13 protein-coding genes and 1 tRNA gene are annotated in these 12,507 nt (G+C 75.1%); 6 read left to right on the top strand and 8 right to left on the bottom strand.

The features are described from left to right. Nucleotides 1–36: 36 nt before the first annotated feature. Nucleotides 37–126: transfer RNA gene (locus tag JT721_RS08975), tRNA-Ser, on the top strand. Nucleotides 127–912: 786 nt separating this feature from the next. Then, entirely contained in the window at nucleotides 913–2,133 is a 1,221-nt protein-coding gene (locus tag JT721_RS08970; RefSeq protein ID WP_205472680.1) for an HNH endonuclease signature motif containing protein, read from the top strand. A gap of 145 nt (nucleotides 2,134–2,278) precedes the next feature. Here JT721_RS08970 and JT721_RS21355 read toward each other — a convergent pair whose 3' ends face one another. Next, on the bottom strand, nucleotides 2,279–2,887 hold the full coding sequence (locus tag JT721_RS21355) for a PKD domain-containing protein (protein WP_205472679.1): 609 nt from the start codon (nucleotides 2,885–2,887) through the stop codon (nucleotides 2,279–2,281). A gap of 63 nt (nucleotides 2,888–2,950) precedes the next feature. Between JT721_RS21355 and JT721_RS08960 the strand changes: the two genes are divergently transcribed. Then, on the top strand, nucleotides 2,951–3,475 hold the full coding sequence (locus JT721_RS08960) for a gamma carbonic anhydrase family protein (protein ID WP_205472677.1): 525 nt from the start codon (nucleotides 2,951–2,953) through the stop codon (nucleotides 3,473–3,475). Between the two features lie 20 nt (nucleotides 3,476–3,495). Then, nucleotides 3,496–4,254: a crotonase/enoyl-CoA hydratase family protein gene (locus JT721_RS08955; RefSeq protein WP_205472675.1), complete on the top strand. Its 759-nt coding sequence runs from the start codon at nucleotides 3,496–3,498 to the stop codon at nucleotides 4,252–4,254. 40 nt (nucleotides 4,255–4,294) lie between these two features. Here JT721_RS08955 and JT721_RS08950 read toward each other — a convergent pair whose 3' ends face one another. Then, nucleotides 4,295–4,666: a hypothetical protein gene (locus tag JT721_RS08950; protein WP_205472673.1), complete on the bottom strand. Its 372-nt coding sequence runs from the start codon at nucleotides 4,664–4,666 to the stop codon at nucleotides 4,295–4,297. A 139-nt stretch (nucleotides 4,667–4,805) separates the two neighbouring features. Between JT721_RS08950 and JT721_RS08945 the strand changes: the two genes are divergently transcribed. Both JT721_RS08945 and JT721_RS08940 read left to right on the top strand, forming a co-directional pair. Next, a complete protein-coding gene (locus JT721_RS08945; protein ID WP_205472672.1) occupies nucleotides 4,806–5,675 on the top strand; it encodes a MoxR family ATPase in 870 nt (289 codons plus the stop codon). A 14-nt stretch (nucleotides 5,676–5,689) separates the two neighbouring features. Next, nucleotides 5,690–7,081, top strand: a complete 1,392-nt coding sequence (locus JT721_RS08940; RefSeq protein ID WP_205472671.1) for a VWA domain-containing protein — start codon at nucleotides 5,690–5,692, stop codon at nucleotides 7,079–7,081. A gap of 4 nt (nucleotides 7,082–7,085) precedes the next feature. Here the strand turns inward: JT721_RS08940 and JT721_RS08935 are convergent, their stop codons facing one another. The 6 genes from JT721_RS08935 to JT721_RS08910 are packed head-to-tail and all read right to left on the bottom strand — an operon-like array spanning nucleotide 7,086 to nucleotide 12,503. Next, a complete protein-coding gene (locus tag JT721_RS08935; protein ID WP_205472670.1) occupies nucleotides 7,086–8,399 on the bottom strand; it encodes a hypothetical protein in 1,314 nt (437 codons plus the stop codon). Further along, entirely contained in the window at nucleotides 8,396–9,349 is a 954-nt protein-coding gene (locus JT721_RS08930) for a hypothetical protein (protein WP_205472669.1), read from the bottom strand. Before JT721_RS08930 ends, JT721_RS08935 begins: the two co-directional genes overlap by 4 nt. A gap of 4 nt (nucleotides 9,350–9,353) precedes the next feature. Beyond that, on the bottom strand, nucleotides 9,354–9,821 hold the full coding sequence (locus JT721_RS08925; RefSeq protein WP_307827963.1) for a hypothetical protein: 468 nt from the start codon (nucleotides 9,819–9,821) through the stop codon (nucleotides 9,354–9,356). Beyond that, nucleotides 9,818–11,305, bottom strand: a complete 1,488-nt coding sequence (locus JT721_RS08920; protein ID WP_205472668.1) for a hypothetical protein — start codon at nucleotides 11,303–11,305, stop codon at nucleotides 9,818–9,820. Before JT721_RS08920 ends, JT721_RS08925 begins: the two co-directional genes overlap by 4 nt. Continuing rightward, nucleotides 11,302–12,057 carry a hypothetical protein gene (locus JT721_RS08915; protein ID WP_205472667.1) on the bottom strand — a complete coding sequence of 252 codons (756 nt, stop codon included), beginning with the start codon at nucleotides 12,055–12,057 and terminating at the stop codon, nucleotides 11,302–11,304. Before JT721_RS08915 ends, JT721_RS08920 begins: the two co-directional genes overlap by 4 nt. Continuing rightward, nucleotides 12,057–12,503 (bottom strand): hypothetical protein, encoded by a 447-nt coding sequence (locus JT721_RS08910; protein WP_205472666.1) that lies wholly within the window; start codon nucleotides 12,501–12,503, stop codon nucleotides 12,057–12,059. The genes JT721_RS08915 and JT721_RS08910 overlap by 1 nt, the downstream gene beginning before the upstream one ends. Nucleotides 12,504–12,507: the final 4 nt, after the last annotated feature.

The raw sequence follows: 12,507 nt of genomic DNA, 5'->3' as shown, positions 1-12,507 counted from the left end.
TCGTCGCACCCGAGGCGCTCCGGTAACGTTCGGCGCGGTGGCGTGTCCGAGCGGCCTAAGGAGAACGCCTCGAAAGCGTTTGTGGGTGCAAGCCCACCGAGGGTTCAAATCCCTCCGCCACCGCCAGCTCACGAAGATCCGCCCGGCTCGCCTGGGCGGATCTTCGCGTTTGCGGAGGGGGGTACTCCGGGGCTGACTCGGGGCGCCCGCATGCGCGGACGCCTTGCCCATCGCTGGTCGAGGAGGGACGAAGTCCCTCCCTCGTTACCCGGTGAGATGAGCGCCCTCCCGCGACCGCCGAGGTGCTCACCCCGGGGCTGATTCGTTGCCCGCGCGCTTACCTGGTCGGGTCTCGGCGTCAAGGGTTCCCTTCGGCGCTTCGCGCCCTTGACCCCGAGCCTCTCCCGACCAGGTGTGACGGCGCACTGCCGGCACTCGCAAGCTCGCGCCGTCAGCACTGCGCGGGCTTCGCGGATCGCTGGTTGAGGAGGGACGAAGTCCCTCACTCGTTGCCCGGTGAGACGAACGTTCTCCAGCAACCACTGCGGGGCGACTCAGGTTTCGGGGGGGGGCGGGGCGAATAACGACGGCGGGGGCGGACCCCGGGGGGGGCTACTCTGTTTGCCCGCCCCCGTCGCAAATCCCCCCGGGCGGGCCGAAACCCGAGTCGGCCTCCGTTGGGGACGGGAGGGCGGTCGGCCGGCGGAGGATTCGAGAACGTCGGCAGCGCGACTTCCTCAACCAGCGGTGGGCACGGGTGGCGCTGGTTGAGGTGCGAGGAGCGCTAGCGACGAGCCTCGAAACCAAGCGCTCGAGAACCTAGGTAACGATCGGGTCACAACCCCGAATCCCGTTGTGGACAACGCGAAAACCGGCCGGGGACTGTCGGTGGTCGGTGCTTGAGTAGGGCACGTGACAAGCCCGCACACCACCCGCTACCGGCACCGCGTCACGCGTGCCGTCGGTGACGCGCGTGGTGTGCTCGACGAGGTCGGTCAGCTCCCGCTGTGGTCGATGGACGCCACCGAAGCAGGCCACGCGTTGACCGAGGTCGTCCACCTGGAGTCCCAGCTCGCCGCCCTGAAGCTGCGGCTGGCCCACCACGCCAAGCAGCAGAAGGTCGAAGCCGCCTCCGGCGCCACCTCGACCGCAGCCTGGCTCGCCGCCGCGACCCGCGCGACCCGCCGCGAGACCGCCAGGACGATGCGGCTGGCCGAGCAGCTCGACACCATGCCCGTCGTCGCGCAGGCGCTTGGACGGGGTGATCTGCTGCTGGAGCAGGCCGAGGTCATCGCCCGCGCGATCACCAAGCTCCCCGACGACACCGACCCGCAGATCCGCGACCAGGCACAGGTCGAGCTCGTCGAGCTCGCCCAGCACCACGACGCCAAGGACCTCACGATCTTCGGCAACCGGATCCTTGACATCGTCTGTCCCGAGGTCGGGGAAGCAGCAGAAGCCGAGGCGCTGGCTCGCGAGGAGCGCGAGGCCGAGAAGGCCTGCAAGCTCACCATGCTCGACGACGGCGAGGGCAGGACCCACGGCCGGTTCGTCATCCCGACCATGCACGCCGAAGCACTGAAGAAGGCGCTCTTCGCCCACGCGGCTCTCACGCACGAGAAGGTGACGTCGCAGTCGCTGGGGCAGGCGTTCTGCGACTACATCCTCAAGTACCCCGCAGACCGGCTCCCGCAGCGCGGCGGCGTCAACGCCACCGTCGTGGTCACCATCCCGCTCGCCGTGCTTGAAGGACGGCTCGCGGCCTGCGAGCTCGACACCGGCACCCGGATCAGCCCCGGCGCTGCCCGCAGGCTCGCCTGCGAGGCCGGACTCATCCCCGCCGTGCTCGACGGACAGTCCCAGGTTCTCGACCTCGGCCGCACCCGACGACTGTTCACCACCCCGCAGCGCATCGCTCTCGGAATCCAGCAGAAGACCTGCCGGTCCGAAGGCTGCGACCGACCCGCCTCCACCTGCGAAGCCCACCACAAGACCCGCTGGACCGACGGCGGCAACACCGACCTCCGCGACGGCGTCCTCCTCTGCCCCTCCCACCACCAATGCGCCCACGACCCGACCTACACGACGACCTACCTACCGACGGGCAAGGTCCAGTTCCACAGACGCAACTGATCGCTGGTTGAGGAAGTTGCGCTAGCAACTGTCTCGAAACCCCGGAAGACGAAAGCCCTCCCGTTCCCACCGGAGGGCCCTCGGCGCACCGGGTTTCGAGACAGGCGTGGCACGCCTTCCTCATCCAACGCCGGGCGGACGGCGGCTACAGGATCGCGCGGATGGTGAACCGCTGCGCGGTGGCGCCGCCGTGCCCGTCGGTGAGGCGGATGGTGGGGTGGTAGGTGCCCTCCTTGACCAGGCCGGTCCGGACCAGTCGCCCGTCCTTGCGGAGCTTGAGCCCGCGCGGCAGCCGACCGCGCACGACGGCGAACCGCACCCGGTCGCCGTCGAGGTCGGTGGCGCGCAGCCGCTTGGGGGTACGACCCACGATGAAGCGCAGCGTGGGGGTGGTGACCCAGCGGGGCGGGTTGTTGCGGACGACGGCGGTGGTCGTGGCGGTCGCGGTCTCGTCCCCGGTGACCAGCGATGCGCGGACGGCGTAGCTGCCGCGGGCGGGGTAGCGGTGCGTGACGGCGAGGGGAGGGCAGTCGTCGGCGCAGACGGCGACGGCCTCGGTGCGGGTGCCGTCGCCCCACTCGACCGTGAGGCTCCCCGGGGCGCTCAGGGTCACGCGCAGCGTGACGGGGCTGCGGTTGGCGACGGCGAGCGACGACCCGGCGACCGAGACCGTCGGGGGTGCGGCCGTGACCGGCGGGGCGACCACGAGGGCGAGTGCCAGCGCGGCGAGGGCGAGAACGGCGCGGCTCAGCACCGCGGCACTCTAGCGCCCCGGCCCGGTGGCCGTGGCCGCCACCGACCACCCGATACTCGACCCATGCACCTGATCGAGTTCGAGGGCACGGCGCCCACCGTCCACCCCGACGCGTGGGTGGCCCCCACCGCGACGCTGATCGGCGACGTGACGGTCGAGGCCGGCGCGAGCATCTGGTACGGCGCGGTGCTGCGTGGCGACGTCTGCATGATCGTGGTGCGCGAGGGCACCAACGTGCAGGACAACTCGGTGCTCCACGCCGCCCCGGGCGAGACCCTCACCGTCGGCCCCGACGCGACGATCGGGCACGGCTGCGTCGTGCACTGCCGCGAGGTCGGGGAGAGCGCGCTGGTCGGCAACGGCAGCACGCTGCTCGACCACGCCGTCGTCGGCCCGCGCACGCTGGTCGCGGCCGGCTCGGTCGTGACCCCCGGCACCGAGCTGCCCGGCGGGATGGTCGCGGCCGGCACCCCCTGCAAGCCGGTCAAGCCCATCGAGGGAACGAGCTCGGAGCTCTGGATCGAGACCAACGCCACCTACTACCGCGAGCTCGCCGGGCGGCACGCCGGCACCGCCCGCGAGGTCTGAGTCCGCCGTACGCTCCCGCCATGAGCGTGCGCGTCGAGACCTCCGGAGCCGTCACCACCGTCGTCCTCGACCGGCCCGAGGCGCGCAACGCCGTCGACGGACCGACGGCCGCGGCGCTGGCCGAGGCGTTCCGCGCCTTCGACGCCGACGACTCCCAGGCCGTGGCGGTGCTCTGGGGTGCCGGCGGCCACTTCTGCGCGGGCGCCGACCTCAAGGCCGTCGGCACCGAGCGCGGCAACCAGGTCACCCCCGACGGCGACGGCCCGATGGGTCCCACCCGGATGCGGCTGTCGAAGCCGGTGGTCGCCGCCGTCGAGGGGTACGCCGTCGCGGGCGGCCTCGAGCTCGCCGCGTGGTGCGACCTGCGGGTGGCGGCGGCCGACGCGACCTTCGGGGTGTTCTGCCGACGCTGGGGCGTGCCGCTCATCGACGGCGGGACGTTCCGGCTGGCGCGGCTGGTCGGCGAGGGCCGCGCGCTCGACCTCGTGCTCACCGGCCGGCCGGTGGCCGCCGACGAGGCCGAGCGGATCGGCCTGGTCACCCGGGTGGTCGAGCCCGGTCGGGCCCGCGAGGAGGCGGAGCGGCTGGCCCGCGAGCTGGCGGCGTTCCCCCAGGCGTGCCTGCGCCACGACCGGCTGGCGCTGCTGGAGTCGGCCGGCCGGCCCGACGAGGAGGCGATGGCGGTCGAGCACGGCCACGGGCTGGCGTCGCTGGAGGCCGGGGCCCTGGACGGTGCGGCCCGGTTCGCCGGCGGCGCCGGGCGGCACGGGGCGTTCTGAGCGAGAGCCTGCTGGACGAGAGCCGGCCGAACGACGAGCGTCAGTCGGTGCCGGCCGCGGGACGCACCGGCTCGCGCTCGAGGCAGACCGCGATCAGGGTGCCGGGCCGCCGCCCGTTGTAGACGGCCCAGCCGCGGTCGAACGACACGACCTGCACCTGGCCGGCCGGCGTGCGGATCAACGCCGACCCGGGCACGACGTCCCGGTCGAAGCCGGAGGTGGAGCAGCGCTGGTCGTCCATCGCCCGCTCCACCACGCGCTCGTAGGCGTCGGCCACGGCCTCGGCGTGCTCGGTGGAGTCGCCGGTGACCTGCAGCCCGGCGCCGATCGTCAGCGCCAGGAAGGCTCCGAAGCCGGCCGCCTTGACGGCCGTGAGGGCCATCCCGACGACGCGCGGGGGCGTGCGGCGCATGGCTCCTCCTCCGGTGCTGGTCGGGTGGGAGCCACACGGATCCCTTGTCTGCAAAGGACAACGAGCCGACGCGTCAGAGGTGACGGGTGATCTGAGCACCTGTTCGGACCGGCCGCGCAGCGTGGGGGAGGATGGGCGCATGACGACCTGGTTCTCCTCGCCCGACGAGGCCGCGGCGCGGCTCCACGACGGCGGCTACCTCGCCGACCCGGCGACGGCCACGACGACGTACCTCGCGGGTGCCCTGGAGAAGCCACTGCTCGTCGAGGGGCCGGCCGGGGTCGGCAAGACCGAGCTGGCCAAGGCCGTCGCCCGCGCCGCGGACGCCGAGCTGGTGCGGCTGCAGTGCTACGAGGGCCTCGACGAGGCGCGCGCGTTGTACGAGTGGAACTACAAGAAGCAGCTGCTCCGCATCCAGGCCGCCCAGGACGGCGACTCGTCGTGGGCCGACACCCACGACGAGATCTTCGCCGAGGAGTTCCTGCTCACCCGGCCGCTGCTCACGGCGATCCGCAGACCGGGCGCGACGGTGCTGCTCATCGACGAGGTCGACAAGACCGACGTCGAGGTCGAGGGGCTGCTGCTCGAGGTGCTCTCGGACTTCCAGGTGACCATCCCCGAGCTAGGCACCATCGAGGCGACCCGTCGCCCGTTCGTGGTGCTCACCTCCAACGCCAGCCGCGAGCTCTCCGAGGCGCTGAAGCGGCGTTGCCTCTACCTCCACCTCGACTACCCCGACGCCGAGCGCGAGCTCGAGATCGTCGCCTCCCAGGTGCCCGACCTCGACCGGCGCGTCGCCGGCCAGCTGGTCGCCACCGTCGGCCGGCTCCGCGAGCTGGAGCTCAAGAAGGCGCCCTCGATCGCCGAGTCGGTCGACTGGGCCCGCACCCTGCTGGCGCTGGAGATCCGCGACCTCGACGACAAGGCGATCGACGACACCCTCGGCGTCGTGCTCAAGCACGTGTCCGACCAGGACCGCGCGGTCCGCGAGCTGCGGCTGCGCCGCTGAGCGGGGCGCGCACCATGTCGGGCTCCGGCCTCGTCGACCGCCACATCGCCTTCCTCGAGGCGCTGCGGGGCGCCGGCCTCGCCGTCTCGCTCGCCGAGGACCTCGACGCCGTCGCCGCCCTGTCGGCGCTGCCGTGGGACCGTCGCGAGGACGTGCGGACCGCGTACGCCGCGACGCTGGTGAAGAAGCAGGCGCAGCGGCCGACCTTCGACGCGGTCTTCGACGTCTACTACCCCCGCATGGTGGGCGAGGGCGCGGCGGCGGCCGCGGAGCGGTCGGACGCCGCGCACGGCGAGGCCACCGGCGTGCGCGACAACGCCGAGGCCCTGCAGGCGTTCCGCGAGGAGCTGCTCGAGGCGCTGGCGGCCGACGACCAGGAGCGTCTGCTGGGCCTGGCCGCCGAGATGGTGGGCCGGTTCGGGGCGATGCCCGGCCGCGGGCCCGGCCTGTCGAGCTGGTCGGCCTACACCGCGCTCCAGCGGGTCTCGCCCGCCGAGCTGACCAGCCAGCTGGTCGCGGGGCTGCTCGCCGACGGCCGCACCGAGGAGGAGGCCGAGCGGACCGCCGGGCGCCGGATCGGCCGGTTCACCGGTCAGGTCGAGGCCGACGCGCGCCGCCGGATCGCCGAGGAGAAGGGGGCCGAGCACGTCGCGAACGTCGCGCTGCGGCCCAGCATCGACCGGCTCGACTTCACCGCCGCCCGGCGGGCCGACGTCGAGGAGATGCGCCGGCAGATCTACCCGCTGGCCCGCCGGCTCGCGACCCGGCTGACCCAGGAGCACCACGCCCGCCGCCGCGGGCCGCTGGACTTCCGGCGCACCGTGCGCGCCTCGATGTCGACGGGCGGCGTGCCGCTCACGACCCACCACCGGCCGAAGCGCCCGCACCGCACCGAGCTCGTGGTGCTCTGCGACGTGAGCGGGTCGGTGGCGAGCTTCGCCCAGTTCACGCTCCTGCTGGTCTTCGCGCTGCGCGACCAGTTCCAGAAGGTGCGCGCGTTCACCTTCATCGACCACGTGCACGAGGTGACCCACCACTTCCGGCCGGGCGCCGACGTCGCCGACGTGATGGCCGACCTGGCGGCCAGCACGTCGCACGCCGCGCTGTGGGGCCGCACCAACTACGGCCGGGCCTTCACCAAGTTCACCGAGGAGCACGCCGACGCGCTCGGCCCCAAGTCGTCGCTGCTCGTGCTCGGCGACGCACGGTCCAACTACAGCGACCTCCACGTCGACGCGCTGCGCGAGATGGCCCACGGCATCCGCAACGCGTGGTGGCTCAACCCCGAGTCCCGCCGCCACTGGGACACCGGCGACTCCGCGGCCGGCACCTACGGCGAGGTGGTGCCGATGGTGGAGTGCCGCAACCTCACCCAGCTCGGCGACTTCGTCCACGACATCCTGTGAGGGGTCAGCCGGCGAGGTAGCCCAGGTCGTGGAGGCGGTCGACCACCGCCCGCACGTCGGGGTGGTCGGCGCGGTCGGCGGCCCGCCCGCCCACGACGTAGACGCTCTCGTCGGACGACGCCGCGTCGGCGTCGAAGACGACCGTGAGCCGGTTGGACAGCCCGGCGTTGACCAGCGAGCCCAGGAGCGCCACCGGGTCGGCGCGGTCCTCGAGCGCGAGCACGTGGGTCGTCTCGGGCACCCGCGGCACGTGCGCCGACGGCGCCCCGGCGGTCACCACCTGGTCGACGGTGAACGCCGCCGACCCGCCCGCGGCCGCGATCTCTGCGGCGCTGACGCCACCGGCGGCCGACCCGACCAGCATCACCCGGGCGCCGTGTCCGTCGCCGACCGCTTTCTCGATGGCGCGCACGGCGTGCGCGGTGTAGCCGGCGGTGTCGGCGCCGACCAGGCGCAGCCGTCGCCCCTCGCCCGCACCGGGCCCCGGCAGGTACGCGATCCAGCGTCCGGGGGCGGCTGGCTGGACGCTGACGCTGCCGCGGGTCCGGTGGAGCGCGGCCATCAGGTCCTGCACCGAGCCCGGGCGGGCGTCGAGCGGGCCCTCGCCGGTCGGCACCACCTCCCCCGGCTCGTCGAGCAGCGCGCCGGCGACGTCGCGGAGCGCCCCGGAGACCCCTGCCGGCACCGGGGCGACGCCGATCGCGCGCAGACCGCCGCGCGCCGCGGCCCGGCCGTCGTCGCCGGCGAGCGCGGCGCTGGTCAGCAGCGAGCGCATCTGCAGCCCGTCGAGCAGCCCGCCGCCGCTGGCGACGTGCTCGAGCAGCTCGGGGTGGGCCTCGGCCAGCTCGTTGAGGTACGCCGCGACGCTGTCGCGGTCGAGGGCGTCGGTCTCGATCAGGCCCGCCTGCACCAGGGTGCCGCCGAGCGCGACCGAGGGGGCGAGGTAGCCGACCGCGCGGCCCGCGATCGCGCCCAGGGTCTCGGTGGCGACGCTGCGCAGGTCGTCGATCCACTGGTAGGTCAGCACGGTCGCGCGCACCACCAGCGCGTCGGCGTCGAGCTCGACCGAGCGGGTCAGCAGTCCGTGCTTGCCGGTGGTCGCCGCGCGGACGTCGTCCTCGACCTGGGTGTGGGTGGCCCGGGACAGGTCGGCGGACTCGGCGACCGCGGGGTCGCGCAGGATCTCGGCCCCCAGCCCCGCCCGGGCCCGGAGCTCGTCGCCGGTGGCGTCGAAGGAGTCGGCCAGGCGGAGCATCTGCTCGTACTGGTCGGCGAGGTCGGCAGCCTGGGCCCGCGTCTCGGGGGTGGGCGGGGTCATGCCGGCCGCCCGGTCTCGACCAGGGCGATCACCGGCGCGAGCTCGGCCGCGAGCCGGTCGGGCTCGACCCGCCGCACCCGCACCCGCAGCCCGTCGTCGTCGGCCACGGGCGTCAGCGAGCGCCAGCCGTCGGCGAGGAGCGTCCAGGCCACGACGCCCACCACGGTGGTGTCGCGGCCCGAGACGTCGGCCACCAGCGCCCGCACCCGACCCTGCGCCTCCTCGGCGAGGGCGCCGAGGGCGGCGGCGGCCTCGGCGTCGGGCACCGGGTCGCCGTCGGGGGTGACCACCTCGCCGGCGTGCTGCGCCACCAGCACCGGCAGCAGGTCGGCGCGGTGGGTGCGCACCGCCTCGGCCCCGGCGTCCGCGAGCTCGTAGGGCAGGTCGAGGTCGGGGACGTCGGAGTCGCGCAGGGGAAGGTCCTCGGGAAGCACCGCCACCCGGGCCACCTCGCCGGCCCACGCCGTGGTCGGGAACCAGGCCAGCTCGAAGACCAGCCCGTCGGACGTCGACAGCGCGGCCACCGCGTCGCCGCTGCGCCGGTGCCAGGCACGGGCCTGCGCGCCGGCGACCGCCACGTCGAGGTCGAGCGCGAGGGTGGGGGTGGCCAGCAGGCCCACGGCGCCCAGCAGCCCCTCGTCGACGACGCCGTCGCCGGGCGGACCCACGAGCAGGCCCCGCCGCGAGAGCGAGGTGCCGGGGTCGGGCAGGCTCGCGAGCGCGGCGGCCCGGAGGGCGGCGTCGGTCGACGACCGGGTCGCGCCGAGCCGGCCCTCGAGCGTGGGCGCGCCGGCCGGGTCGTCGGAGACCTCGTCGAAGGGCAGCGGGGCCCCGCCGGCCCGCTCGGCGACCAGGCGCAGCTCGGGCAGGGTCAGGGTGACCCGCCGCGGCAGGGCGTCGAGCAGCCCCGCCGGTCGGGGTGGCGGGGTGCCGAGGTCGACGACGCTCATCGCGTCACAGGCCCGGAAGGCTGACGGTGAGCCAGTCCTTGTGCCCCGGGGGCGGCGGCTCGAACTCGGTGAGCTCCTCGTCGACGGGGTCGGGCAGGACCTCGACCCCGCCCTCGCCGTCCCGGAGCCGCGCGACCCGGGCCCGCGCGTCGGCGACCAGGACCCCGACCCGGCGCTCGGTGTCGGCGATCGCCTCGCGCAGCACCTCGACCTCCTCGAGGTGCTCCTCGAGCGACTCCGCCGCGGTCTCGTGGCGGCCGGCGCACTCGCGCAGGTGGGCGGCGCGGGTGGCGATCCGGGCCCGCATCGCCTCGGCGGCGCGGCCCGACCAGGCGATCGACTCGGCCTGGCCGACCAGCTGGTCGGCGAGCGCGCGCAGGTCGACGCCCTGCTCGCGCAGCCGCCCGGCGTGCCTGCGCATCAGCTCGGGGTCGCCGTACATGTCCTGCCCCTTCCCGGGGGTCCCGCTCACGAAACACCCCCGGGCCCCGCGGCGCGCGGGGCGCGGGTGATCTGGAAGACCTGGCTGGTGACGGTGACCCCGTCGCCGTCGCCGAGGTAGCCGTGACCGGTGAGCGAGCCCAGCGCGTCCTGCACCGACGGGTGGTCGGAGGCGTCGACCGCGGCGGCGCCGACGGCGTAGGTGTCGTGGTCGTGGTGGTCCTCCAGCCCGCCGTCGGCCGGCGCGCCGGCGTCGAAGGTGACGGTCACCTGCTCGGGGGAGTCGGGGTTGTCCTCGCCGTCGAGCAGCGGCACCACGTCGCCGTGCTGCTCCAGCGACAGCACGTGGGAGCCGCTGGGGAAGCCGTCGACGTGGGCGGTGGGCGCGCCCAGGGTGACCACGTCGGTGACGTCGAAGGGGCTGCCCTGGCCGAGGATCGCGGCCGCGGTCATGCCCCCCATGGAGTGACCGGCCAGCAGCACCGGCTCGTCGGGCCCGATGCCGGCCTGCTCCATCGCCTCGAGGATGCCGTCCTGGTAGGGGTTGGCCGCCCCGTCGACGAGCTGGAGGTTGGTGGCCAGGTCGCGGATGTCGCCGTCCTGGGTCCAGGGGAGCGTGGTCAGGTCGTCGGTGCCGGGCAGGTAGACGATGTGGCCGACCTGGCCGTCCGGGCCGGTGACCGTCTCGACCTGGATGGTGCCGTTGTACGGCGAGTCGGGGTCGTCGGAGAGCCCGGCCACCTCGGCGAGGTGGGTGACGAGGTCGTGGAGGCTGCCCGGCTGCTGCCCGCTGCCGGGGACGTCGACGTCGAGCGGTCGCACCTCCACGGCGCCGGGGCCGGGGTACAGCGCGGACAGCGTGCCCGCGGCGGCGCCGGTGTCGGGGTGGAACGACGGCAGGCCCAGGGGGCCACCGACCGGGCCGGGTGTGAGGCCGTCCCAGAGCCCGTCGAGCAGCCCGCCCCCGCCGTTGACGACGTGCTGGACCAGCTCGGGGTGGTCGGTCAGCAGGTCCTGCAGCGCCCGGCCGCCCTGCTCGCGGACCTCGGCCTGGGCGGCGGGCGGCAGCGCGGCGTAGGCGACCGCGAGCGCGGCCGCGCCGGCGAGCAGCAGCGGTGCGCCGGCGGTCACCGACCAGCCGAGCACCCGGCCGGTGGCGTGGTCGAGCACCTCGAACGACGTGCGCACCAGCTCGTCGGTGGTCTCCAGGGCCTCGACCGTCAGCCGGATCAGCACGGCGTCGGTCTCCCAGCCCCACGACTCGACCAGCACACCGTCGGGGCCGGTCGTGGCGGCCAGCACCGCGGCCTCGGCCTCGGCGAAGGTGAGCGGCGAGAGGATCGACGACTCCAGCAGGTCGTCGTCGGTCATGGTGCGGGCGCCGAGCCCGGCCCAGCCGCGCATCCGGTCGCCGGCGGCGTCGTAGGTGTCGGCCAGCGCCCGGACACGCTCGTACGACGCGGCCAGGCCGGAGGAGCCGCCGCGGACCCCGAGAACGGTCGGCTCGTCGGTCACGGCCGCACCTGCGCCACCAGGCGGGCGACGTCGACGCCGAGGTCGCCGGGACCGATCGGCTCGACCCGCACCGTGGCCCGCCCGTCGCGGACCACCGGCACGAGTCGCCGCCAGCCGTCGCCGTAGCCCAGCCAGGAGGTCCAGCCGATCCGCGTGCCGGCCGCGACCACGGCCTGCAGCCGGGCGACCGGACGGTGGAGCAGCGCGACCACCTCGCCCGCGGCGGGGTCGCCCGGAGCCCGTACGGCGGCACCGTGGCGGGCGAGCAGCTCGCCACGGACCCGTGGGTCGGGGTGGCCGCCGGCCAGCAGCAGCTCGTGGGGCAGCTCGACAGACCGCGGCGGCGGGGGGTCGGCGCCGTCGAGGGCGACGGTGGCGACCCGGGCCAGCTCGGCCCGCCACCAGCGCAGCGGCACCAGGCCCACCTCGACCTCCCCGCCGGCCGTGGCGAGCGTGGCGATCCGGTCGCCCCGGAGCCGGTGCCAGGCCCGCACCCGGCGGGTGCGCCGCCGTCGGATGACCGCCACGTCGACGTCGAGGACCACCTCGGGAGCGGCGTGCCGGCGCAGCGCCTCGACCAGCCAGGGCTCGGGGTCCCCGGGCGGCGGACCGGCCGGGGCGGACACCGGCCAGGGCAGCGGCACGTCGAGCGCCAGCGCCTGCCGCTCGACCAGGGTCCGGGGCAGCCGGTCGCGCCGCGGCAGCTCCAGCGGCGGGCGGACGGCGGTGCCGTCGGGGGCGAGGGCCGGCATCAGGCCACCCCCGGCAGGTCGACGTCGAGCCAGGCCTTGCTCCCGTGGGGCGGTGGGACGAAGCGGTCGAGCAGCTCGTCGACCGGGTCGGGGGCGATCGCGCGGATGCCGTCGAGCAGCAGCCCGGCCAGCGAGGCCAGCCGCTCGCGGGCGGCGGCGACCATCGCCAGCACCCGCCGCTCGATCGCGGCGATCAGCTCCTTGAGCCGGTCGACCTCGGCGGCGTGCCGGTCGAGGGCGTCGGCCGCGTCGTCGTGGAGCGAGGCGCTGCGCCGCAGGTCGGCCGCCCGCTCGCGCGAACGGCGCCGCAGCGCGTCTGCGGCCAGGCCCGTCCAGCGGGTGGCCTCGGCGTGGCCGACGAGCCGGTCGGCCTCGACGCGGATGTCGGTGGCCTGGTGGCGCAGGTCGGTGGCCAACCGACGGATGACGGTGGTGTCGCCGTACATGGGA

Origin of the sequence: Nocardioides sp. SYSU D00038 (assembly GCF_016924665.1) — a bacterium.
GTDB lineage: Bacteria > Actinomycetota > Actinomycetes > Propionibacteriales > Nocardioidaceae > Nocardioides.
The sequence above is the reverse complement of the archived record's forward strand: the minus strand, read 5'-3'. Positions and strand labels throughout refer to the sequence as shown.

Bases quoted from the DNA above. Each gene is read 5' to 3' on its own strand.
- JT721_RS08915 (WP_205472667.1), bottom strand. From the start codon at position 12,057: ATGCCGGCCCTCGCCCCCGACGGCACCGCCGTCCGCCCGCCGCTGGAG.
- JT721_RS08945 (WP_205472672.1), top strand. From the start codon at position 4,806: ATGACGACCTGGTTCTCCTCGCCCGACGAGGCCGCGGCGCGGCTCCAC.
- JT721_RS08955 (WP_205472675.1), top strand. From the start codon at position 3,496: ATGAGCGTGCGCGTCGAGACCTCCGGAGCCGTCACCACCGTCGTCCTC.
- JT721_RS08950 (WP_205472673.1), bottom strand. From the start codon at position 4,666: ATGCGCCGCACGCCCCCGCGCGTCGTCGGGATGGCCCTCACGGCCGTC.
- JT721_RS08930 (WP_205472669.1), bottom strand. From the start codon at position 9,349: ATGAGCGTCGTCGACCTCGGCACCCCGCCACCCCGACCGGCGGGGCTG.
- JT721_RS08935 (WP_205472670.1), bottom strand. From the start codon at position 8,399: ATGACCCCGCCCACCCCCGAGACGCGGGCCCAGGCTGCCGACCTCGCC.
- JT721_RS08960 (WP_205472677.1), top strand. From the start codon at position 2,951: ATGCACCTGATCGAGTTCGAGGGCACGGCGCCCACCGTCCACCCCGAC.
- JT721_RS08910 (WP_205472666.1), bottom strand. From the start codon at position 12,503: ATGTACGGCGACACCACCGTCATCCGTCGGTTGGCCACCGACCTGCGC.
- JT721_RS08940 (WP_205472671.1), top strand. From the start codon at position 5,690: ATGTCGGGCTCCGGCCTCGTCGACCGCCACATCGCCTTCCTCGAGGCG.